Raw genomic sequence first — 23,545 nt, 5'->3', positions numbered from 1 at the left:
TTTTTTTAAAGAAAGAATTCTGCTTATTCTCGCGTTATAATGTTGACTAAATTATCAACAAAGGAACTATCATGTCGGCTGAACAACAATCGTATTATGATGATAATGCTCGTGCACGGTGGCTAGTATTAATCAGCGTTTGTCTTGCTTTATTTGTTGTCAGTTTAACCATGTCTTCCGCCAATATTGCCATTCCCTCAATTGCTCAAGATTTAAACGCCGATGCCGTATCGGTGAGTTGGATTCCTTCCGCTCTCTTGTGGGGTTCCATAATCATCATGTTACCGATAGGACGACTGGCCGATAAAAAAGGCAGAAAGAAGCTCTATTTAATTGGATGTATTGGGTTTTCTTTCGTCTCGTTAAGTGTCATTTTAGTCCAAAATATAGAAGCATTATTGGCTTTACGTGTCTTCCAAGGGCTCTCAACCGCTTTTATATTCGGCACTGGATTAGCCATTATCAGCTCTGTATTTGCCAATTCCAACCGAGGTACGGCCATAGGAATCACGTCATCTACAATCTATTTTGGTTTAAGTTGTGGTCCAGTCGTTGGTGGTTGGATTACCCAGCATATCCATTGGAAAGGCGTATTTTTAATGCCAATTCCTTTAATGCTGGTGGCTTTACTTCTCATTATTAGCAATGTGAAAGGCGATTGGAAAAATGAGGAATCAGGCCCAATTGATTGGGTTGGCAGCGTTTTATTTGCGTTAAGCGTGAGTGCTTTTTTCATTGGTGTTTCAGAGCTTCCAGACCCTCTGCATATTCTTTATACCATTATCGGTATCCTATTATTTGTGGTCTTTATTAAGCATCAAAACCGAACGGATTCACCTTTGATTCGCATAAAAGCACTCAATGAAAACAAGGCGTTGGTGGGCTCCATGTACACCAGTATTTTAATGTATTCGGCCAACTTTCCGATTGTTTTTTTATTAAGCCTTTATCTTCAATACATACACAACTTGTCTCCTAGTGAAGCTGGTAGCTTATTGCTGATTGAAACCGTCATCATGATGATTTTATCTCCCTTTAGTGGACGTTTATCAGATATATATGGTGCGAAAATCATTACCACAGTAGGAGGGCTGACGTTTTCGCTTGGCTTTATGGTATTAGTCTGGGTAGACATGGACACATCAATGAGTCTTATCATCATTAGTCTGATATTGCTCGGAATTGGTTTTGGGCTGTTCTCGACACCAAATAACAGCTCAGCATTAGGGTCCGTATCAGGAGACAAACTCAGTATTGTCTCTTCTATTATGAATTTGTCGCGAACCATGGGAAACATGCTAAGTACAGCATTTGTTCTCATGTTGATGTCTATTGTACTTGGGGACGTTGCCATTCAATCAGAGAACTACCCTTTGTTACTTCTTGTCGTGCAAATTACATTTGGAGTATCGCTTGCCCTAGCATTGCTGGCGTCTTATATCTCATATTATAAGCGTTAACTTCTCAAACCATCGCTGAAGACCCTAGCTATTTTTCTGATTGAGTAACATTCGGTAATTGCTCTAATGGCACGGGTCTCGCAAACAAATAACCCTGCAATGAAATGCACCCTATTTGTTCTAAAAGAGCCTGCTGCGCTTCCGTTTCGACCCCTTCAGCTATGGTTTTAAGGTCTAAATCTTTCGCTATGGCAACAATATTTTTCAACAATTTTTGATCTCGCTCGGTTTCAAACATTTTACTCACAAAGCTCTGATCAATTTTCAAAATGTCTATCGGCATTCTAGAAATATGGCTTAAACTTGAAAAACCCGTACCAAAATCATCTAAAGAGATTAAGAACCCTAATGACCTTAAAAAGTCGATCCTAGCGACAGAACGGTCATCTACAAACACGCTTTCTGTGATTTCTAAAACAAGATATTGGGAAATTGACGGCGACTTAGCCACTAACTCGGTAAGATAATTCGTTAGTTCCGCATCTTTTAATTGAAGGGGAGATAAGTTAACACTGACCTGTAGGCTTGAGCCAAGCTTCTCACGCAAACCATGAAGGTCTTCGATCACTTTTTTTATGACAAACAAACCAATTTCATTGATTAAGCCAACCTCTTCGGCCACAGGAATAAACTCTCCTGGTGGCACAAAGCCTTTATCACCATGCGGCCAACGAATGAGGGCCTCAGCACTGGTGATAACATTCGTCTGAGAATCGACTATAGTCTGATAATAAACGGTAAAAGCGTTCATTTCTACCGCATGCCTGAGCTCGGTTTCAAGCTCATATCGTGCTAGTCCATCTACTTCCATATCTTCGTTATAAAGCTCACAAAAAGAACGTTTCTTTTCTTTCGCTTGATACATCGCTATATCGGCACGCTTAATCAGAAGATTTGCCTCTTCACCATCATTAGGGTACACAGCGATGCCTGCGCTCGCAGAGAAGCGGAATTTTCTGTCTTTTACCTCAATAGGTAGAAAAAACGCCTTATAAAGTCGATTAGCCCTCTCTAATAAAATGTCATCGGAAGAATCCGCCTTAATAAGTAATAAAAATTCATCACCTCCTAAACGGGCAATAATTTCATTTTTTAATAACAAGCGCTGCATTCTGTTCGCTAGATTGACTAATAGCTCATCCCCTACATCATGACCAAAATTATCATTAATGTATTTAAACCCATTTAAATCAAATAAAACTAAGGCAAAGCGCGCCGTATTAAAAGACGCAATAAGTTTTTCTATTGATTCGATAATAGAGTATCGATTCGGTAATTTTGTCAACCAGTCATTACTGGCTCTTTCAGATAAAACCTGATTTTGAATTTGTTGCTGTGTCACATCTTCAACGGTTAGCACAGTGGAAAAACCGGATGACTCCCCCTCTAATTTAGATAGATTCCATTGAAAATAAAGTTTGTTTGGCTTTTTCTCTAAAAAATAGGTGCTATTGGTTATAATAGAGCTCGCATTTTGATTCTCTTTTATCGCTGCGATTAACTCAGATAAATCATTATACTGTTTATCAGAACACACATTTTGTAAGTCAGCTAAACTCATATTTCGCGCCTCTTCTTCAGAGACATGAAAAAGAGACTCACAGCGATCAGACCAGGTTAATACTCTCTCATTGGTATCCAGCTCAATAAAACCGATAGGCGAACTGTTCAACAGTAATTCTTGCTTTTTATACGCATTTAATAATTTATGCTCTGTATCAGATAAGGTTTTTGAGGTGATTTTCTGTCGATTGACCACATCTTTTATACTTTCGTCTAACGCCATAATCGATAGTCTAGGCTTGTTATTCGAGTCAACCATCTCAGGAAAAAGCTGCACAGCAAAACGTCGAAGAGGGCTCAGGAATAAAAAATTAGCCGAAAGCCAAAGTAATAAAAGTGTAATCACTAAGACAATTAAGACCAACAAACTGTCTTTCAGTAACTTGGAGATCGCCTTGTTGTAGCTAGCTTCTTTAGGTAATGCAATCCAGTAAGTTAACGCATTATCTTGATTAGATCCGTCTAATCCGACACTTTTTCTTGATACAATATACCCATCGAAATTGGTATCACTGGAATTTGGCAAGTTTCCCGCAAAATGATCGTCCTCATTAGTCACTGAGATGCGCTCGTTATTTTGCAAGTGCAAATTAAAAAACGACCCTAAATTAGGTGCGTTTACACCGTAGTTAGTAATAACGCGACTATTAGAGTCCGTAATAAAAAACGTAATATCTAAGTGGTTTTCATTAATACTTTGTAAACTTTTTTCCCACCATGTCAAAGGCATCACCCCCACAACTAAGGCCGTCACTTCGCCATGATTGTTCAGAATAGGGTGCGCCATATTAATGCTATATTCCCCCTGAGTTCGGTCTAAGAGTAGATTACTGACTGATACCGATTTCGTTTGAATGGCTTTTTTTATATAAGGCCTATCAGCCACATTAACCGAGCCTGATATCGGGGTAGCATTACAGTACAAATCCCCATTTCTTAATGGAATACCAATATTAGAGAAAACAGAGAAAAGCTGGACATGCCGTCTGACAACGGCCTGACATCCAGAATAAAGTGGGTTTTTCACTTCCGGAAATAAAGAAATAGCGGAGAGTATCTCTTTACCCTCTTCTATTTTTGTAACGTGTTGCTGCGTTAATTGCTCGGCAAAACGCTCAGCATTTTGATTGAGCTGATTTAACAATGAATCATAACTGGAATAAGCATTGAATACAGCGAGGAATAAGCTTGGGGCGACACATAAAATCACCACAATCACAATCCTTTGGCTCAGCTTTAATTTTAGATACAAAAAATCCCTCCTTTTCCCATACCACATTTAATTTAGATGAATTCAGAGAAATCACAAGAAAATTCGTAATAAATAATTATCGAGCCATTTCCATATAGAGACGTAAAAGGCTTATATATAGCAATAGTGTAAGCATTAAACGACCTCAATAAATACATTCATTGACTTATGACGGCATTTTGGACGTAAATTACTCTGCTTAAGGTTCCCCCATAATGCATTTCTCGCTATACTGACGCGGTTTAAATTCCAACTAGATAGTTTCATGATCGAGGTAATTCATTGTGAGTTTGCTAACCAAAATTATTAGTCGCAAAATAGTAGCATTTTTTGCTGTTGCGTCTTTTTCTGCCCTACTTAGCTCGACTGTTAATGCCTACGGTCAAAGCCCTGAAGAAATAGCTGCACGTATAGCACCAATTGGTAACGTGTGTATTGCTGGTGAAGAATGTGAAGTCGCTTCTGCTGCGGTAGCAACATCCGATGGCCCTCGTTCAGGTGAAGATATTTACGGCACCTTCTGTACAGCATGCCACTCTATTGGTGTGGCAAATGCGCCTAAATTTGGTAACGCTGGTGACTGGGCTCCTCGTATAGCTCAAGGTATGGAGACTCTCGTAAGCCATGCAATTAATGGTCTAAATGCGATGCCGGCTCGTGGAACATGCGCAACATGTACGGACGAAGAAATTGAAAGTGCGGTTACTTACATGGTTGAAAATAGCCAGTAGTCACTTGATATTGAAATAAAAAGGCGCTCAATGGGCGCTTTTTTATTGCCTAAAACTTTTCTTAATCTGACAATTTTTCAATCACTCTCTGTTAAAACTCAACATTCACGGCGTTACATTCAACTCAATTGAAGCAAAAATTAATCAAGCGTCGAGTCACCAAGTGATGATCGAGCGATCTTAAACTCACTACCACTACCTCAGTTAATCAACTCAAAATATTTGCACGAAAGCAGTCTCATCATTCTTGCTCAAGTCGTTCACACACAGTAAACCGATGAATAATCTCGAATAGTGCCTATAAAAAAACCACCATTTAATCTCTAAATAGCGTGCTATCATGATCACTAATTCATCTAAACAACCATGTGGTAAGGAGAAAAAGAAATGACAACGATTGAAACAGATGTTTTAGTATTGGGGTCAGGTCCTGGTGGTTATTCAGCCGCCTTCCGTGCAGCAGACCTTGGAATGAACGTTACTATGGTGGAACATTACCAGACACTGGGCGGTGTTTGTTTAAATGTTGGCTGTATTCCTTCTAAAGCCTTACTGCATGTGGCCGAAGTGTTGACTGAAGCGGAACATTCCGAAGACATTGGTATTACTTTTAATCAACCTATTATCGATCTAGACAAGATTCGCGCCTTTAAAGACAAAACCGTTAGCAAATTAACTCAAGGTGTCATGGGCATGGCTAAAGGCCGTATAGTCAACACAGTGCATGGCTATGGTACTTTTGTTGGACCACATGAATTAAGTGTTGTGAAGAACGATGAAGAAACGCGCATTAAGTTTAAAAACGCCATTATAGCCGCTGGTTCGCGCCCTGTTTCGTTACCTTTCATACCTGATGACCCTCGTATTTGGGACTCCACTGACGCCCTTACACTCAGTTCCGTCCCACCACGGTTATTGATCTTAGGTGGCGGTATCATTGGCCTTGAAATGGCCACTATTTATCAAAAACTTGGTAGTGAAATATGCGTCGTTGAATTTGCAGATCAATTAATTCCAGCGGCAGACAAAGACTTGGTTAACGTCTATCAAAACTACAATAAAGACCGTTTTGATGTGCGCTTAGGAACCAAAGTTACCGGTATTGACGCTAAAAAAGACGCGCTTTACGTTACCGCAGAAGACAGCAAAGGCAAGGTTTGGACAGAAAAATTTGATGCCGCATTAGTGGCCGTTGGTCGTAAACCAAACGGTGATTTGATTAATGCGGCAGCGGCTGGCTTGACAGTAGACGAACGTGGCTTTATCCCAGTAGACGATCAACAACGTACCAATGTGCCACACATCTTTGGTATCGGGGACATCGTAGGCAATCCCATGCTGGCCCATAAAGCTACCCACGAAGGTCACGTCGCTGCAGAAGTGATTGCTGGCCATAAAGCCTACTTTGCCCCATTAACCATTCCTTCTATTGCTTATACTAATCCAGAAGTCGCATGGACAGGACTTACAGAAAAAGAAGCCAAAGAAAAGGGGCTAAACTTTTCTACCGCCGTCTTTCCATGGGCCGCAAGTGGCCGAGCATTAGGCGCCAATCGTAGTGAAGGTAAAACGAAGTTAATCTACAACAAGGACAATGGAGCCCTACTTGGTGGAGGGATAGTCGGTAAAAACGCTGGGGAATTGTTAGGGGAACTCAGTTTAGGCATTGAATTTGGTGCCGAAGTGGAAGACCTTGCACTCACTATTCATGCACACCCAACGCTCAATGAAACGGTTGGCTTAGCCGCTGAATTAGCCAACGGCACCATCACAGATTTACCAAACCCTAAAGCCGTTAAAAAGAAATAATACGGTACGACAAAAACAAACACCTTAATGAAAAGTACCATTAAGGTGTTTTTCTGTTTAATCGGTAAAGAGAAAAATGAACCGTAATGAACAGTAAATGACAGGACTTAAAGGCTGGTTTATCGCTCCACTTTCAGAAGACCTTTCGACTCCGCTGTCGGTAACCAAAACATCAAACTTGCCAATAATTCACCTTGATCCAACCCCGCCTTTTCACTAACGGCGGCAACACAAGTCAAAAACTCTGTTTCCCTCTGACACAACCCTAAAAAGTCAAACTGCCATGGCTCAAGCTCTAAAGCACACAGCTTATAATGCATACGAGACAAGGCTAAAAAATTCGATTCCGCGACTGGCATCTCATACTCAATGCCCTCCTCCATGCTCTTCATTAAAGGAAACACCGTGTGAGAAAGTGAGATTAACCGTAGACAAGACGGTGTTTTCACCTTGAAGCTTTGCTGAAACAGTGCAAAATCAGCCCACTTATTTGGACGATCAAACGACTCGTCTTCAAAGCCTTTCGCTAATGACACTTCCAATTTCGCTCTTTCAATACGGGCTATTTCAGTCGGTACTGTAAAAAAAGGCTCTTCTTCTGGCGTGTAATTTGCCTTTGGTCGAGTCGTCTCAAGAAACTCAGCGAATCCCGCGCCTAAATCGTATAAACTGGGGTTAACCGACGGCAGAGTAACAATATACGCTTTCGCAAAGTCCACAAAGACCCGCTCACCCATAAAGCGTTGCAGCATTGGGTATTCCGACTTCAAGCATTCAACCAGACGCATCACATAACCCGCCGTATAAATGTTCAACCGGTGGTAAAAGGCTGGAAACCTATCCTCTGAAGCAAACACACCCAAAGGCAACTGAGTATGAGAAGAAGCACTCATGACCTTTTGTCTCAGGTCTCCCCTCACTGTCAATAGGGTCATCATCCATTCTTGGGTTTGCTTTAGCGTTACCGTGTTCATATCATTTCAACCTATTCGTTAACTACTCTCTAGCGCGGCAGCGGTGTCGACAGCACCCTATCATCAACGGCGTTAAAGACCTTTTTAGATGCAGGCAGGTTACCATTTAGCACATCACGTGCCTTATTTAACTCAGCAACAAGCTCGGGGAATTCAGGAATGTTGGCATCCCACTCCAACAGAGTCGACACTTGACCACCCGCCAAGGACTGAGCCAGTTGATACAGCGCCCACACTTTTTCCGGCACCGGTTGGTCATGTGTATCGATCAAACAGTCTCCCATTAACGTCGGGCCAGCCAAATGCATTTGTACAATGTGATCGTGAGGGAGGTTTCGAATAAAGGTTTCCGGATCGTAACCATGATTATGAGACGACACATAAACATTGTTCACATCCAACAATAAACCACAGCCCGTTTGCTTGACTAGCTCACTCAAAAAGTCCCACTCTGTAAAAGTATTTTGCTGAAACTCTAAATAAGTAGAGGGGTTTTCTAACACCAAGGGACGTTGTAAATAGTCTTGTACGCATTGCACTCTGGCCGCGACATGACCCAAGCTCTCCTCAGTGAAAGGCATGGGCAATAAATCATGGCTGTTTACTCCCATCACTCCAGTCCAACACAGATGATCTGATATCCACTGAGGCTCAATTTCATGCGCCAACTGTTTCAGTTTTTCAAGATAGACTTGATTTAACGGATCGCTGCTGCCGATATTCATCGACACACCGTGCATCACAATCGGCTTTTGCGCTCGTACTTTTTCCAACACATGGCGCGCAAAGCCATAATTATCAATGAAATTTTCACTGATAATTTCAAACCAATCCACACTCCAATGCTCGTTTTGCATCAAATGCGGAAAGTGAGGTGTTCTTAACCCAACCCCAAAACCCAAACCCGAACCCGATTCGATAGAGACAGGTTGCCTTTTTTGCTCAGACACAATATCACTCCCTATTGTGTTAAAAAGGCCCCCTTTACGGGAGCCCTATTCTGATATAAACACTCAAGCCATTTGACTTCAAGTGACGCTCACCAAACCTGATATCTTTCTATTGGCGTCATGATTCACTGACTGAGTGCCGTATCAACCACGTATACATTAAGTCGAAGGAGGTAACGCCAAACGAATGTCACTTGGTTTGGGTGGAGTTGGCATTTCTACCTTCTTGTCGGCACCATCATCTACGACTTTTACAAGACCTTTCGCCGCACAATACGCCTGCCATGCAATATCGTACACGGCATCGCCCTTTGCAAATGGCATAGATTCAGCGTCACTCTCTACACCCGAATTCACTTCTGGCCATTGTGTTTTATCCGCATGGAATGTAGGCGCAGGGCCAAATTCATACAACTGCATTGACGAGTTCTCATCCGCTTGTTCCGGGTACAATTGAGAAGCCGAAATAGGCACAGCGCAACCACCAAAGCCGCCACATAAATTATCAGCTGGCGCGCTTTTCAGACCGGAAGCCGCCGAGCTGCTGCAATTGCCACCACCAGATGCACTTTGCACAAAACCACATCCACCTTGCGTTTTACAATCATTCGAGCCTTTGCAGCTATGATAAGTTAAGGTATTCGCACACAGATTCTGGTCTTCTTCTGGCGTCAAACCCACTTCATCGATGATCATCCCCTGACAGGCATGGTAAAGTTTACCAGCCTGCTGATTTTCAATACCAGACACCAGATCAGGACATCGACCCGTAACGGACCAACAAATCGACACGCGATCACCAGACCCTCCCATCGCTGGAGACGGAAATTGCGCTTTAGGATTGGCCCAGTATTTATTAAGCGAGGTTGTAATGCCTTTGATTGTTCCAACGGCCGATTGACTGAACGTAGTAAAAGTGTCATCAATTTTCGACTCTGAACCTAAGCGATTCAGCGCCGCCGCAATGTCCGCTGTGGCGGGAAGGTTTGGCGCACCATCCTCCCCTAACATGTCTGCCGTCCATGGGTCGTAAGCGTTTTCTAAATGCCAAACATCCCACGTCATGTAATCCTCATGCTTGATCAGTTCTTTTACTTCAGCAAACAGCTCATAGTGGTCTTTGTCCCCATTGTCAAAACGAGCCTGTGCCGAACCGGATGCCGCCGCCGTCGGATTACCCGCGTCATCATAGCCTGGGTAATCTTTAATTAACCCCTCTTTACTCGGCTGAAATTTGTATCGGACACGACCCACGGAGCCAGTTTTTTTCTCTTGGGATTCCTTAAAGGATGTCGCCCACGCTTGAGACTTCCAACGCTCAACAATGGTTTTCACAACATCGGCACCTTCACCTTGGTCTGTGATGGCATTGATGTTATTGATCAATTGCAGTTTCACTTTTATTAGATCGGTATTACCGCTGTCAATTTCCGTTTTAATACCTGGATATTGCTTCGCGTCACGCTCTGGCACATTATTAAACTGATCTCTCTGCAACCTTGCCATTAAATGCGATAACAGATCCGTGCCATCGGTGTATTCAATTTCCAAATAATCCCAATAACATAAGTACATGTGCCCAATAGAGCCAAACAAAGGCAAATCCTCTTCGCCCATGCTAGAGGTAAACCAATCAAACGGCGCATTTTCAAAATACTTATGTCCCTTGCAACCCTCCCCACGATCCACCTCAGGGTTATGCAGCATCTCCTTGCCAAGGTCTTCTGTTTCCTCAACCGCTAAAAACAGCTCCACCTGGGCCTGATTCATGGCTCTAAGCTCAACGGTCAGACCGCTTAAATCTGGGTCTTTGCCCTTCCAGTCTTTAAAATCCAAAATATGCGGAATTTGCGTGGCGCCTTTCTCATAGCACTTCCAACCGAAATCCTCTGTTTGCAACGCACCACTGGTAAAAATAGGGGTTACACCAATGGTATTGGCCATATTAGACGCCAATTGCAGGTGTAACATCTCCTCAATAAACACACTGTAGACCTTATTAAACACCGTTTCATTGGTCGTCAAAGCGGTCCCTGACGTCGCCCCAGCTCCCGGCCACCAGCGACCTTTATACAAATCACTGCCCTTACTGTTAATTTGATGCATGCCCTTAATAGAATAAAGCGATGTCATATACAGCGGAATGGTAAACAGCTCCACATTCACCGCCGCCTGAGCAATAGAGCGCGCACACGCTAAATCGGCTTCAAGAAAACTCACATCACGCTTTTTAAATTTAGATACATATTCCTGTAACATAGAACCGCTCTCCTGACTGGTAAAGACGACCAAACAACTCTCTCATTGCTCAGTAAAGGTCACGAAAAGACAGCTGCACAGTGCCTTCTCTTTAAACTCACCTGTCAAAAAATACCCCGAATCCAACAAAAATAGCCATTACAGTCCATAACATTAAAACGTAAATCGCGGCCTCAACACGACAAAACTGACACATCCTATCTAAGCGGCGTGTTCGGCGGTGAAGAGAAGAATTGGGCTAAGGCACTGATCGCATCATTTCTAAGCTGCGTGTGCGGCAGAGAACTATTACTCGAAAAGTTACGACTGTCGCTTTCTTTTCTAAGCCGCGTGTTCGGCGGTGAAGGCTTAGACAAGGCAGCTATTGCTCTTCCTGACTTTCTAAGCCGCGTGTGCGGCAGCGAACAATCAATCCGCGCTTTTGTTTCGACTCAACAATTTCTAAGCTGCGTGTGCGGCAGCGAACGTGCTCATACCCATAAAAAAGTCTCCCTGCAATTTCTAAGCTGCGTGTGCGGCAGCGAACATACCGTTTGCCCTTCCTGTGGAACCAATCAGTTTCTAAGCTGCGTGTGCGGCAGCGAACAACTGGCCAACTCATTCCGCAGCACCGCGCAATTTCTAAGCTGCGTGTGCGGCAGCGAACAATAAGTAGGCTTTTCTTCTTCTAACATCCACTTTCTAAGCTGCGTGTGCGGCAGCGAACTAGGGTTGACGGGGACATGGAGAATATTGACGTTTCTAAGCTGCGTGTGCGGCAGCGAACTCATCCCACAGATCAAAACCAGCGCCTTGAGTTTTCTAAGCTGCGTGTGCGGCAGCGAACAAAGGCTTCCGAGCTGATACGCGAGTTGATCATTTCTAAGCTGCGTGTGCGGCAGCGAACAAGAATCAGCTTTCGTTGTGTCTACGGGTGGCTTTCTAAGCTGCGTGTGCGGCAGCGAACCCCAATGCGGTGATCCCATTGCTCCCGAATGATTTCTAAGCTGCGTGTGCGGCAGCGAACTGCTGAAAAATACGGTGATTCAATGCCCTCTTTTTCTAAGCTGCGTGTGCGGCAGCGAACATACCGTTTGCCCTTCCTGTGGAACCAATCAGTTTCTAAGCTGCGTGTGCGGCAGCGAACAAGTAAAAAAGAGACGAAAAAAAAGCCCTACTTTTTCTAAGCTGCGTGTGCGGCAGCGAACCCAAGGCTTTTCGTCCGACTGGGTTTCGTATTTTTCTAAGCTGCGTGTGCGGCAGCGAACCAAGAAAGTATAAGCGAGTGTTTCCGACAAAGTTTCTAAGCTGCGTGTGCGGCAGCGAACTCTTCGTGTGTCATTATCCAATCCTTTTTGTTTTTCTAAGCTGCATGTGCGGCAGCGAACATCAATCCGAGACGGATGCCGTGTAAAAACGATTTCTAAGCTGCGTGTGCGGCAGCGAACTTAAGGCCGACATTACCGCTAATCGTTCGCGATTTCTAAGCTGCGTGTGCGGCAGCGAACGCGGTGCGTGTTTTAGGCCGCTGTTGTAAAACTTTCTAAGCTGCGTGTGCGGCAGCGAACTACAGTGTAGTTACAAAAAAATAAGTTACAACATGCTGTTAGGTAAAAATACGCATTTCTACCTATGTTTTTTATACACATTATAACTTACTGTTTTTATTGTCTATTTTTAAAGAGCAAATTTTATTGGTTAAAACTTGGGTAATACCCCCTCTTTACTAAGCCCATAGGTATTGAATTTAACTGGAGCGTTGGAGGGTTCAACCACTTTTCGCGTGATGCTCATACGAAAGTCCTTTTTTCCTTCTAGGCTTCTCATGTTGATAAAGGGAAGCGCTTTGTCTTCCTCTGACATAGTATAGTCTTTGAAAAACTCAGCCGCTTGTTCTGGTGTTTCATTATTGTGCTTTTCGGCTCGGCTTATTCGTCGGCGAATATGTTTTTCGGCATTCCCAGACTTGCTGCGACGATTGAAGTTTTCGTAGCCTTTTAGGTCTTTCGGCACCTCATTAATGGCTTTAATATGAACATAGTCTTCCAGTCGATTTAGCCATTTATGAATATCTAACCGTTCGAGGTCTTCTTTGTGAATAGAAAAGAGTCTTAACTTGTTACCCACAAAGCCTGCTTTGTCCGCTTTTTTCTCACGATATTGCGGAAAGCCAGCACCAACAGGTACTTTTTTATCCGCATCCTGAATTTCGACTAAGGCCAAGTGCACTTGCATAATCACTTTTGACCATAAAAAGTGAATGCCAATGTCGTCACTGGGTAATAGAGTAATATCGAGATAATATTTCATATCACTTCCTTATTTATCACTTTCACCAAACACGCCGCCACGCACAAGTGTTGCCATGACGTAATGCTCGTCTTCGACTCTGGACAACTTTTCACCTCTAGCCCAGTTATCGAAAAAGGTATAAAAGTCTTGTTTGTCTTTTGGTGTGCGGTAAGCCTTACCTAAGTTTGTTACTGCACCATACGGTTCGATTGCAATTGGGCCAGCATTGGTTTCAGGATCAGAAAATTCAGGGTACCAAGTATCAATAGTGCGAAGCGCATTGCCAAGTTTTTGTGAGTGCATGGCCGCAATGCCTTTCACGTCATAAAGGATTTTACTTTTCCCCCCTTTGCCTTTGTCTAACACTAATTCTTCACTCGGGTAAACTTCTTGCGCTTTACCGACTAAAACAAAACAGCTAACTTCTAACAACAAAAAGTCATCTTCACTGGCAAGCACTTTAGCTATCTGCGCGGCCAATTGGTCAGTTTGTTCATTATTAGAATCAAAATCTTTGGTCGAAAATTGGTAAGCGTCAAATGTCCAAGCTTGCTCAATACTGTTGTTTTTCGCTTTTACTTGAACTTCAATCTGTTCAGCACCGACTCGGTTACGCCATAAAAAACGCGCATTGGCGATATTGCCTGCATAGCGACGTGCGAGTTCAGTGAACCCTTGCTCGGCAATGTAAGTGTTAGCTGCTGCACTGTAACCTTGTTTAAACAAGGCATTATTACAGGCGGATGGCTGGGTAATACCGCCAATCACTTTAACGCTAAACTGTAAATTTAAGGTGTCTTGCTCTAGCCCTAATGCACAACTATCTACTCGTTGTAAATTAGCACTTTCTACTTTTGCATTGAGCTTTGTAGGGTCTTTTTCAAATGACTGGACATCAGACTTTTTGAAACGGTTACTAATCGTTCCACGTACTGACTTTTCTTGTAGTGCCAATGGAACTATTTGAGTGCGGTTGTCCCATTGTGTACCAAACATGTATCCATCGCTTGTTACTAATTTTTTTTCAAATGCCAATACCGATGCAACGTTGTCTTTTCTAGCCATGATAAACTTCCTTTTCTTGTGTTAAATAATATTTAGTTAAAATTCGGATTCGATTGAGTGCGGCTCAGGATCACGCTTCTTAGCCTTAGCTACCTGTGCGGCTTGCTGACATAGATATAAGTCGCCCTCTTGGTGATAACGCCATAAAATATCTTCAATAGACTTTATTCTATGAGGCATTTTAAATTCACCTAGGGTGACAATGCTTTCTGCAAAACGGTGTGGCGTATCGGGATCACGCTGGTTTTTGGCTTTACCCTGTTCACTGATGCCATGAAAACCCGTGGCAATTGGCACTATCCACCCCGCAGGTTTATTATTGAGCGTTTTACGTGAACTGCTCCACGTTACTTTGCCGTCTTCGTCCTTGTCACACTGGTGATGAATGGCCAAGTAATCAATTAATGCATCGAGGGCATCTGCGCCATTTTCCATGGCATCAATCATCAGGTCGCGTCGCTCAATTAAGGCATACCCAGGCATTAGAGCACGCTGTAGTTTTATTAAGTCTTCTGTCACCCCTTCCTCACTATTGATACAAAAAGGAGGTTGAAAATCTCGAATATCACCTCCCGCCATTTTCATTTTTGCGTGTAATAAATGGCTAACCGCGTCAAGTAAATTGTCACGCTCATCAATGGTGATATTATCGAATTGGATAACCAAGCTCACATCAAGGTGACAACGGGCTTCTTCAATAAATGCCGATCTTGCACCAGTTTTATCTAAAGGGTTGCCCGTCCCCACAATAGAGCGCACAAAGTCGTTTTCACCTTTGTAGGTTTGTAAATCCATGTCATGGCTCACTACACCAGCGGCAGAAAATACCACGGGGATATCGTGTGCATTGAGTTGTCGTTGCAAGGCATGTACCGCTCCAAGCCACGCAGTCATCGCTGGGAACCCTATGGTGTAGGGGCTTGAAAGCGCATTGGCGTTATGCACGTTAATGTGTGGAATAATGAGTAGTTTTTTCACTTCGCCTATCATCTCAACGCCTCCTTATTTTTTATGACAATTTGCTGCATGTGCTTGTGTTCGGCGTAGCCCAATTTGATGGCTTTCTTACCGAGTATTTTTTCGTAGCCATGAAAGACAAACGTACTAACGGATTGAATGATTTCGTCTAACCAATCGTCGGCGGTTTCACGCAGGACTTTACCTTCGTCTTGTTGGCATAACCACGTTTTCTGAGCAGTGGATAACTGGCTTGCCGTGGGTATATATTGCTCTAGTGCAACGCTGCGTACTTGCCACATTTTTTCAATAATGTGATCCACCACACTTTGATAATACTCGTCACGCTCAGCCCGAATATGCATATTATTATCATCTCGGCTATAGAGTGTGTGTAGCTGATGGAATGCGTGTTTGCATTGAAAGTAATTGACGGTTTGTACAAAAAAATCAGTACGAGGAAAGTGAAGATCTCTGGTTTTTATCGCGGGTGGTGACGATGACAACAAATAGTATGATTGATACTTGTTATTCAATCCGCTTATGTTTTTAGGATGATCACCACCATGCCTTGTAACCGTTAAATTAACAATCGTACTGAACCCACTTATTACATACTGATTTTCTTTTCTAGCTTTTTTCCCTAAGTAGGCTTCTTTTGAACGATCATTAATATGGTCAATTTTATTCTTCAAAGAAAAAACTAAACCAGATGGACTCAAGATAGACAATTGATGATAATCTTTTTCAACAGGGAAATAGATTTGTTTAATTGCAAAATGGGTACGTAAATCCTGCTCATTAAGCCCAGAATTAAAATTTAAAACCCAGTCATTAACAAGTCGCTCATTTGCCAAAAACACACTAGATATAACATTTATATTTTTGTCATTAATCAACTCTAAAAGGCTGATACCATTAATTTTTAAGGATAGAAATTTAAACACCTTTAGCTTAGTTGCATTAATATGCATATCAAAATCTACGGGACTATTGCCTGAACGAACAAAACCATCAGGTGAGTTCGATGCAGTGATATTTAATCTTGGATATTTACACGAAGGATTGGTCATTTTTGGCGAATGACTAATAATTGTCCCTTGAGAACAATCCAAGGAAAGCTCTGTTATTTTTTTATGAACTTCATTTAATGAGTTATCTTTATTAAGTAATTCATCTTTAAATAATTCACAATATTCTATAAATAAATTATCAACACTCTCTACAGAATTTATGATTAAATTGATTTCACTGTCATTTATTCCTAACTTCTCCAAGCTCTCCCTAGCAACTGGGTGGCCAGAATCACATAGAGACTTAAATGACTGCTTATATAAAACATCAAAACTTAATACTTCAAAAAGCTCCCAGTGAAACTCACTTTGAGGATGTATTGCTTCCATTTCTTGCTCTACTAAAGTAATTAACCATGACGAATAGTCAAATTCATATTTTTTATCCTTTAGTTTTCTTTTAATCAACTTATCTATATGTTTTTTAAAGTCATCAACCATAATCCCTCCTATTAAATTTCCACTAATCCCAATTGGTCGCTATAGCCATATTGTTTCTTTTCGTTATGGCTAAAGCTTAATTCCCCGTAGCGCAAGGATATACGCCTTTGTGTGCTTTCTTGTTGATCCGTTAAGCTGATGCAACTTTGTTCAAAGTCTCGCATTAACCATAAACGCTGCCTCGCCTGTTGGTTCAATGTTACTCGATGTATGTTTAATGGCTGCTCGCGCTCAATGGCATAGCCTTGTGCATCTTTTTCACAGAACTGGCTTGTTTGTTGGTATTCATCGAACACTAAAAATACTTTTAGGGTCGGTTCACTTTTTCTAAAAGGTGATAACTGTTGTGGTAACGCCGTTAAAAACCAATGATGCGTTAGCCAACCTTGTAAGGTTTGTGGCCCTGTTTGTGCGCCATCACCTGAACTTTTGTAATTAGCAAGCCAGTGCCACGTAGCGGCATGTTCGAGTTCTGCCAAGTTGTCGGTTTCTCTTAACGGACGTAAATAACTGGCATTTAAGTGTTCGGGTTGCTGAATACGGGGGATGGCATCTAAGCGTTCTGCTACGTCATTTTCATTAATCAGTTTTGTTAAGTCGTGACTTGTTAGTCCTATTGCCCCTTCAAAGCCGGGGCGGTTAAACACCTTTGCATCTTCTTTATGATGGTCGCGAATGCCTTTCCAGTTGTATTGCATTAAGGCAATGTTAGGCTGGGTTGTTTCACTGTCTCGGTGGCGCTTTACTCGGCCAGCTAATTGGATAATGGAACGATAAGAAGAGGGTTCTATCACTGCCCAATCAAAATCATGATCTCGGCCAACTTCTTCCACTGGTGTAGCAACCAAAATAAATAACACATTTTGAACATCCGCTGTTTTAGCCTTTATGCTGTTGAGATGTTCGCGAATAATCGGTTCTTTTAAGGCGGCTGGCACATCATCTTGTTTCTCTTTGCGTTTAAGCACTTTATCTAAATGTCGTTCTTGTATTGAGCGAAGCAGCAGAACTTGCTGACTGTGATAGGCCATCACTCTGACTTCAGTATGTTCAGGCCAGTCTTTTTCGAGTAAGTACTGGGTGAGTGCAACACAAGGTTTTATATTTGCTACTCGCATCACGCCAAACGATACTTTGAGTTGACTCTGCTCATCTATAACGTGGTGATCTTGGTGTTTGTTAATTGCACTTTGTGCCATCAACTGAAAGTAAGCCTCCTGTTTACTGCTAACAACCTCTTGTTGGTGATGACTTCGACCTTGATGCGTGTCAATTATGCTCTGCAGTTGGTAATATCGGCCTTACGTTTAGGCGTTTGTTGTTGCAATTTACCCACTCGTTTGTGAATAAATTGAGCGTGCTCTTGCCTGTATTGTCCTATGGCTTTTGCGTCTTGATTTTCGTTTTCTGTGTTAACGAAATGATTGCTGGTTACTTGTGTCGAATACTCATCAATCCAAGCGCAACCAATTACGCCGCTGGTATCTCGAGTTTTACAAAATAACTGCCAGCCATCGCGGTAAGCCTTGAAATAACCTTCAGCGAGATAAGGCGGTATCGTTGCTGAGGAGATCATCACCTTACGCCCTAACATACCCGCCAAGTGTATTAGGCGACCAATGGCGATAAGGTCGTCACCGGTAAAATCATCTATTTCGTCGATAACCAAATCAGACGACATAAGGCGTAGCGTCGGCAAGATATAACGACCGCCGCGTTTGGTTTCGGTCGCCGCCATGAGGTGGTCAATGGTACAAGCTAACACTGGCGCATATAAAAATTGTTTATCGCGCTCGCAAGTGAGTACGGTACTTAAGCCTTGTTCCGGTATGCTACATTCATAATCTAATTCTTCATCTAATAACGGTTCTTGTGATGTTGAGCCGCTGCTTTCATAGCTTTGTTGGTGTTGATCTATTTTCGCTTGTTGATGAAGTTCCATCACTGCGCGTGAACCAATTAACACGGCAAGTTCACTATTGTCTAAACCAACACGTTCGCGGTATTCGTCACCGGTTTGTAGGGTTAAGGTGCGCAGCCCTAATGCCAAAATAAAACGCAGGCTCTTTTGATCTTTCGACAAGGCGCGCATCACTTTGGCATTTGCGAAAGTTTTACCGCAGCCTGTGCTCGCCATGTTGACGGTGAAGAATCCGTATTTTAGTTGGCTTTGTTTGGCGTAGTCTTGCTGCCAAGCGGTAATTCTCTCAACGGCTTTATCTTGCCAATTAAATTTTGTGGGGCTGCGTTTTCTTAGACTTTCGATATCTTCCGCTACAGGGGGCTCTTGCTCAAAAGCAGGCAGCAAGTGCGCCGTTTGTAAGGCATTTTTTGCTACGCCGACCAAATGTTCGTCTAGCTTTTGTTTTAAGGTATTGGTCGCCCTATCGGTATTAGCGAATAACCCAGTTGCATCCTGCCATTTTTTATCCGCTTGTTGTGATGAGTAAAAGTGATCTCCTAACATTAAGCACAGCCGAGCATGATTAATAAGCAAACGATAGCTATCGTCTTTTATACATTTTATCGCTTGCTCTTGGTTAGCTAATAATCGCTGCGACCATTTTTTAACTTGTCGCAACCAAGGTTTGGAATTGCTCATTACTCCCTTAGGAAAGCTAAAACACGCTGTTAATCGCTGTTGATATTCTTTTTCATCAAAACGGTTTTCGTATCCCCATTCTTTGGTTATTCTACCCAACATGACATCAATTGAAGCGGCAGACTCTGAGGTATAACCCTTACAGCGCTCTTTATCAGGCAGTGGTAAACGATGATGAGAAACAATTAACCACTCAACCAATTTAGCGATAGGAGGCAAATTACTTAGTGGTTTAACTGAATTATCTTTAATCTGTTTTTTTAAAACGTTTTCATCAAGTTCACCAGAACTCAATTTTTTAAGCCACGCTTCGTCGGTAGTTGAATCCGTTGTGTGGATAAAAGCATTGAGTAGTAGCAGTGATATCCATTCATGCCGAATAGGGTCGCCTTTAAACCCAACTTTATTTTTGGGATCTAACTTATCTTGAAATAATGCGGTAGCTTTACCCCAATCGTGTAATAAGGCTGATAAACCAACAAGCGCTTTAATTAACGGCAAATAATGCCAGTCATTCTGAATATCTGTATTTAACAAAGTACGTTTGGTGCTATTCACTGGCACCACGCCCTGTTGATTAAATTTATTTTTATTCCCCACTACCCATAAAAATTCGCTTCGGGCTCTTGATCGTATCCAGTGGCAACTCACAGCCGTGCTTTTGCTAGCGGTCTTGCGCAGCATTTTTTTAACGGTCAGCAGGCCGTCTTCGGTAATCAGGGTTTGCCATGTGTTGTCGCCGATGCGGTTGGCAAAGGCATCAAGCACGCGTCTTGTCTTTTTCAGGGCGTTCTTTTCGCACTGGCTGACAAAAGTCACTATCATAGGTTTTGCTCCTCAATTTGTTCTGAGGTGTAATCCTGTAAGGCGATGTTTTTGACGGTATCAAACATAAAGTCTAGGACTTTGTGTTCGGTGAATTTTTGTAAAATTTGCTGGCGAAACTCTTGTTCGGTGGCGTTTTCTTTGGCACACACAAACGCCCAAGGTAAGACAATGGCGTCTTTAATTAAGTCGGCGACATCGAACACCAAAGCGCCTCTTCTGGTCTTCCCATGCATAACAGCGAAACCATGCGGAATGCCCAAGACCCATAAGCAACTGGCCGCGAGACCATAGGCTAAATAGTTACCATGATTGAGAAAATCATTGGCTTTGTCAGTCGATTGATGTTGGCGTTTAAAGCTTTCGATATTAACGGTGTTGGCGGCGTATTTATAAAGCGCCTTGGTGAGTTGCGCTTCAGTAAGCAATAAGTCTGCTTGTTTCTTGGCGTCTCCGGTTCGTTTACGAAAGGTCTCGAAAGAAGCCTCTAACATAGAATTTTTTCTCGAAAAGCCTTCGCCTTTGAGGTCTTTGTCTTTAGTCCAAATTTTCTCTAAAAATTCTATTCGGACATTTTGAAAGGTCTTCGCAGCGTTTAGGCGTTTGTCGTCTTCAAACCAAAATTGCATCCAGCCCTGTAGGTATTCAGTTGGTCGGTATTCACTTTGTGGTGTGAACCATTCGACTTCACAAGCCATGTATAAGGGAGTGCCCCCGCCGCCACTAAAGCCCACCAGCACACCCGCTTGAGCCAACATACGCATGGCCGCTTGTGTAATGGATGTGCCATTCCCCAAAAGTAATACAGTGGTGTTGGCTATGGGGATGTTAAAATATTGGTTTTCTCCCGTCTTCTTATTAGAGAGTGATTCCGTTAAATACAATACCCGTCCGTCTTTTTGCATGACACGGCAATATTCTAGGTAGTACATATTGGCACGTTTAGAGTGCAATATGGCTTTCATATCCATTGGCGAAAAATTTTCCATTACCCTAGGCTCCTTTCATCCTTTGATTATCTGATCCTTTACACAGTAGAGGTCCTTCCGCTTTATCACAATACTGTAAGTAAAACCTGTAAAGTTACTGTACAGGTATACCATGCTTTTAACAGTTGTGAAGTGCTTTAATCCACGATGTAATTACTAATCTGCTGCCGACACGCTTGAGTCAATACGATTTGCTGTTTTTCTGGGCTCTTTTTGTGGCTGTCTATCCTTAGTCGGCGCAATAAGTAATTCACTAATGCAGCGCGTACAGGGATCGTTTTTTGGCCGTTATCCATTTGAAAGTCTTGTTCAATAATACGCCTTTGCGGTTCACTAAAACGAGAGTCAGCCTCTATAGTGACCTCAATAAGTGTGTTCCAATTGTCATCTTGTGCAATTAAATGGGTGGCTTTTCCTTCAAATGTTGCCTCACCATTAAATCGGGATAAGGTAAAATCACGGTAGTCTTGGTTTTTATTACAATAGGCTCGCACATGCCAGCGTAAACCATCAAAAATAAGCGAATGCGGCTGAATAATCCGGTCTAAATAATCGGGGCTAGAAAGCGAAATATAACCGATATCAATGGCTAATTTTTCTCGTATCGCGCGTAATATCGGCCTAACAAGCACAGGGTTGATATTACGAAAAGGCGCTTCCACTTCATGAAAAAATAAAGATGTTTCTTCTATTTGAGTCGAAGCTTCAGCCGTAATGGTCGCTAAGTAGTGTTCAAAAGACTGTTTCACTGTATTGGCCAAAAAATAACGATCAAAGTCGGCCGTTGCAATAAAGGCTTTGCTGGAGGCATCGTAAGACAGATAAGAAGGAAAATGCTGGCAATAAGCTTTTAAAATGCTACTGGCCGCTTGTCGCGTTAACCGAAATTCATCCTTTATGTGTGTTGAATTAATTTGGCCTTCCCATCCAACAATATGTTCAATAAAAATAAAACGTTGGCTTTGATCTTTCATGATTTATCGTCCTTTATTTAACCGGATTTTTTACGGTAAGATTATGTCTACGACAGTGAGACCGTCCATTTTTTTATACGATTTTTACCCTCTTAGTCTTTACTGAATTGCCCCTCTCCATTCCTCTTTTTAGCATCACCATAATATAGTTAAAAGAAAAACAATAACGAAAAAATGGTGCTTTGACTTAGGTCGTGGGCCATTGTGGAGTGTCTAAGATGAAAGATCATACTTATGTTTCAAGACCTGTTGATAAAGATGGCTACGTTCAATGGTCTGATGAAGAGAACAAAACCTGGTCTATTTTGGTCGACAGACAAAGTCAGCTTATTAAGGGTAAAGCCTGCGAGGCGTTTTTTGACGGCTTGGAGAAATTGGATTTCCCCGTTGATCGTATTCCTCAAATTCCGGATATTAATCGCATTTTGAATGCGGCCACAGGATGGGGTGTTGAACCGGTTCCGGCTATTATTCAGCCTAAGGCGTTTTTTACGCTATTAGCCAATAAACGTTTTCCAGCCGCGACTTTTATTCGCCGCCCAGAAGACATTGACTACATTGAAGAGCCGGATATTTTCCATGAAATTTATGGTCATACGCCTTTGTTGACCAATCAGAATTACGCGGATTTTATGGAGAAGTTTGGTAAGCTGGCCTTACAGGCGGACCCGAAAGATCGCTCGCGTTTGTTTCGGTTATTTTGGTTTACCATTGAGTTTGGTCTCTTAGACACTGACGCTGGATTGCGTGCCTATGGTGGAGGAATATTGTCTTCTATTGGGGAAACGCAATTTTGTTTATCCGGTAAGCCCATGATTCAACCGATGGATGCCTTAACCGTGTTACGCACACCTTATCGCATCGATATAATTCAGCCGCTGTATTTTGTCATTAGCGATTTTAGCGACTTATTTTCAATTCTAGAGCAGGATATCTTGGCACTATTAATTCGCTCTAAAACCCTTGGGGATAACCCAGCGCTTTACCCACAAAAAATAGCACCGGAAAAGCAAGCATCATAAATAAACACAACGGTTAGAATGATCAACAGTAGGAAATCACTCATGACGGATTTAGACAATGCAATCGCTCAATTGGATGACAGTTGGCAGATAGTAGAAGGTAAAAAATTAACCAAGGCGTTTGAATTTAAAGGCTTTTTAAAAACGATGTCGTTTGTAAACGCAGTCGCTTGGGAAGCCAATAGAGTCATGCACCACCCAGATATGGAAGTCAGCTTCAGTCGCTGTGTTATCCACATTACCACCCATGATGAAGGAAACACATTAACGGAAAAAGATGTGCATTTGGCCCAAAGAATTGATGCATTGTTTTAATAATGTAAACTCG

17 protein-coding genes and 1 CRISPR repeat array are annotated in these 23,545 nt (G+C 42.4%); of the genes, 5 read left to right on the top strand and 12 right to left on the bottom strand.

All coding sequences use genetic code 11. From position 1 onward, the window contains the following. The first annotated feature begins 71 nt into the window (after nt 1-71). Complete coding sequence (locus IEZ33_RS03540) at nt 72-1,460, top strand: MFS transporter (protein ID WP_191602345.1); 1,389 nt, start codon at nt 72-74, stop codon at nt 1,458-1,460. Between the two features lie 28 nt (nt 1,461-1,488). Here IEZ33_RS03540 and IEZ33_RS03535 read toward each other — a convergent pair whose 3' ends face one another. After that, complete coding sequence (locus IEZ33_RS03535; RefSeq protein WP_191602344.1) at nt 1,489-4,275, bottom strand: EAL domain-containing protein; 2,787 nt, start codon at nt 4,273-4,275, stop codon at nt 1,489-1,491. A gap of 284 nt (nt 4,276-4,559) precedes the next feature. Between IEZ33_RS03535 and IEZ33_RS03530 the strand changes: the two genes are divergently transcribed. Both IEZ33_RS03530 and lpdA read left to right on the top strand, forming a co-directional pair. Then, nucleotides 4,560-5,006, top strand: a complete 447-nt coding sequence (locus tag IEZ33_RS03530; RefSeq protein WP_240009621.1) for a c-type cytochrome — start codon at nt 4,560-4,562, stop codon at nt 5,004-5,006. 387 nt (nt 5,007-5,393) lie between these two features. Next, nucleotides 5,394-6,815, top strand: coding sequence for a dihydrolipoyl dehydrogenase (gene lpdA, locus IEZ33_RS03525; RefSeq protein WP_191602343.1), 1,422 nt, complete (start codon nt 5,394-5,396; stop codon nt 6,813-6,815). A 119-nt stretch (nt 6,816-6,934) separates the two neighbouring features. Here lpdA and IEZ33_RS03520 read toward each other — a convergent pair whose 3' ends face one another. From IEZ33_RS03520 to IEZ33_RS03475, 11 genes are all read right to left on the bottom strand, one after another. Continuing rightward, the gene (locus tag IEZ33_RS03520; RefSeq protein WP_191602342.1) at nt 6,935-7,789 is read right to left on the bottom strand and encodes an HvfC/BufC N-terminal domain-containing protein; all 855 of its coding nucleotides are present in this window, start codon (nt 7,787-7,789) and stop codon (nt 6,935-6,937) included. A 29-nt stretch (nt 7,790-7,818) separates the two neighbouring features. After that, on the bottom strand, nt 7,819-8,739 hold the full coding sequence (bufB, locus tag IEZ33_RS03515) for an MNIO family bufferin maturase (RefSeq protein ID WP_240009620.1): 921 nt from the start codon (nt 8,737-8,739) through the stop codon (nt 7,819-7,821). Nucleotides 8,740-8,898: 159 nt separating this feature from the next. Further along, entirely contained in the window at nt 8,899-10,998 is a 2,100-nt protein-coding gene (locus IEZ33_RS03510) for a ferritin-like domain-containing protein (RefSeq protein WP_191602341.1), read from the bottom strand. Between the two features lie 258 nt (nt 10,999-11,256). Next, nucleotides 11,257-12,545: a CRISPR direct-repeat array (repeat unit 28 nt; unit sequence TTTCTAAGCTGCGTGTGCGGCAGCGAAC). A gap of 130 nt (nt 12,546-12,675) precedes the next feature. Continuing rightward, on the bottom strand, nt 12,676-13,287 hold the full coding sequence (gene cas6f / locus IEZ33_RS03505; RefSeq protein ID WP_191602340.1) for a type I-F CRISPR-associated endoribonuclease Cas6/Csy4: 612 nt from the start codon (nt 13,285-13,287) through the stop codon (nt 12,676-12,678). A 9-nt stretch (nt 13,288-13,296) separates the two neighbouring features. Then, on the bottom strand, nt 13,297-14,334 hold the full coding sequence (gene csy3 / locus IEZ33_RS03500) for a type I-F CRISPR-associated protein Csy3 (RefSeq protein ID WP_191602339.1): 1,038 nt from the start codon (nt 14,332-14,334) through the stop codon (nt 13,297-13,299). 36 nt (nt 14,335-14,370) lie between these two features. After that, on the bottom strand, nt 14,371-15,324 hold the full coding sequence (gene csy2 / locus IEZ33_RS03495; RefSeq protein ID WP_191602338.1) for a type I-F CRISPR-associated protein Csy2: 954 nt from the start codon (nt 15,322-15,324) through the stop codon (nt 14,371-14,373). Further along, complete coding sequence (locus IEZ33_RS03490; RefSeq protein WP_191602337.1) at nt 15,321-16,805, bottom strand: type I-F CRISPR-associated protein Csy1; 1,485 nt, start codon at nt 16,803-16,805, stop codon at nt 15,321-15,323. The genes csy2 and IEZ33_RS03490 overlap by 4 nt, the downstream gene beginning before the upstream one ends. 11 nt (nt 16,806-16,816) lie before the next feature. Further along, a complete protein-coding gene (locus IEZ33_RS20585) occupies nt 16,817-18,004 on the bottom strand; it encodes a P-loop NTPase family protein (protein ID WP_206696900.1) in 1,188 nt (395 codons plus the stop codon). Nucleotides 18,005-18,078: 74 nt separating this feature from the next. Next, complete coding sequence (gene cas3f / locus IEZ33_RS20580) at nt 18,079-20,232, bottom strand: type I-F CRISPR-associated helicase Cas3f (RefSeq protein ID WP_206696899.1); 2,154 nt, start codon at nt 20,230-20,232, stop codon at nt 18,079-18,081. Continuing rightward, nucleotides 20,229-21,221, bottom strand: coding sequence for a type I-F CRISPR-associated endonuclease Cas1f (gene cas1f / locus IEZ33_RS03480; RefSeq protein ID WP_191602336.1), 993 nt, complete (start codon nt 21,219-21,221; stop codon nt 20,229-20,231). Before cas1f ends, cas3f begins: the two co-directional genes overlap by 4 nt. A 137-nt stretch (nt 21,222-21,358) precedes the next feature. After that, the gene (locus IEZ33_RS03475; RefSeq protein WP_191602335.1) at nt 21,359-22,195 is read right to left on the bottom strand and encodes a BrxR family transcriptional regulator; all 837 of its coding nucleotides are present in this window, start codon (nt 22,193-22,195) and stop codon (nt 21,359-21,361) included. A 218-nt stretch (nt 22,196-22,413) separates the two neighbouring features. Here IEZ33_RS03475 and phhA point away from each other — a divergent pair, with 218 nt between their 5' ends. Together phhA and IEZ33_RS03465 are read left to right on the top strand one after the other, a co-directional pair. Continuing rightward, nucleotides 22,414-23,217: a phenylalanine 4-monooxygenase gene (gene phhA, locus IEZ33_RS03470; protein ID WP_191602334.1), complete on the top strand. Its 804-nt coding sequence runs from the start codon at nt 22,414-22,416 to the stop codon at nt 23,215-23,217. Between the two features lie 42 nt (nt 23,218-23,259). Next, on the top strand, nt 23,260-23,532 hold the full coding sequence (locus IEZ33_RS03465) for a 4a-hydroxytetrahydrobiopterin dehydratase (RefSeq protein WP_191602333.1): 273 nt from the start codon (nt 23,260-23,262) through the stop codon (nt 23,530-23,532). Nucleotides 23,533-23,545: the final 13 nt, after the last annotated feature.

Source organism: Marinomonas algicola, assembly GCF_014805825.1.
Classification (GTDB): Bacteria; Pseudomonadota; Gammaproteobacteria; order Pseudomonadales; family Marinomonadaceae; genus Marinomonas; species Marinomonas algicola.
Note: the sequence above shows the minus strand (reverse complement) of the source record. Positions and strands in the feature narration are given on the sequence as shown.

Excerpts from the sequence above, each read along its gene's own strand:
- csy3 (WP_191602339.1), bottom strand. The coding sequence starts at position 14,334 with ATGGCTAGAAAAGACAACGTTGCATCGGTATTGGCATTTGAAAAAAAA.
- IEZ33_RS20585 (WP_206696900.1), bottom strand. The coding sequence starts at position 18,004 with ATGGCACAAAGTGCAATTAACAAACACCAAGATCACCACGTTATAGAT.
- phhA (WP_191602334.1), top strand. The coding sequence starts at position 22,414 with ATGAAAGATCATACTTATGTTTCAAGACCTGTTGATAAAGATGGCTAC.
- IEZ33_RS03510 (WP_191602341.1), bottom strand. The coding sequence starts at position 10,998 with ATGTTACAGGAATATGTATCTAAATTTAAAAAGCGTGATGTGAGTTTT.
- IEZ33_RS03490 (WP_191602337.1), bottom strand. The coding sequence starts at position 16,805 with ATGGTTGATGACTTTAAAAAACATATAGATAAGTTGATTAAAAGAAAA.
- IEZ33_RS03465 (WP_191602333.1), top strand. The coding sequence starts at position 23,260 with ATGACGGATTTAGACAATGCAATCGCTCAATTGGATGACAGTTGGCAG.
- cas1f (WP_191602336.1), bottom strand. The coding sequence starts at position 21,221 with ATGGAAAATTTTTCGCCAATGGATATGAAAGCCATATTGCACTCTAAA.
- csy2 (WP_191602338.1), bottom strand. The coding sequence starts at position 15,324 with ATGATAGGCGAAGTGAAAAAACTACTCATTATTCCACACATTAACGTG.
- IEZ33_RS03520 (WP_191602342.1), bottom strand. The coding sequence starts at position 7,789 with ATGAACACGGTAACGCTAAAGCAAACCCAAGAATGGATGATGACCCTA.
- lpdA (WP_191602343.1), top strand. The coding sequence starts at position 5,394 with ATGACAACGATTGAAACAGATGTTTTAGTATTGGGGTCAGGTCCTGGT.
- IEZ33_RS03475 (WP_191602335.1), bottom strand. The coding sequence starts at position 22,195 with ATGAAAGATCAAAGCCAACGTTTTATTTTTATTGAACATATTGTTGGA.
- cas3f (WP_206696899.1), bottom strand. The coding sequence starts at position 20,232 with ATGATAGTGACTTTTGTCAGCCAGTGCGAAAAGAACGCCCTGAAAAAG.
- IEZ33_RS03540 (WP_191602345.1), top strand. The coding sequence starts at position 72 with ATGTCGGCTGAACAACAATCGTATTATGATGATAATGCTCGTGCACGG.
- cas6f (WP_191602340.1), bottom strand. The coding sequence starts at position 13,287 with ATGAAATATTATCTCGATATTACTCTATTACCCAGTGACGACATTGGC.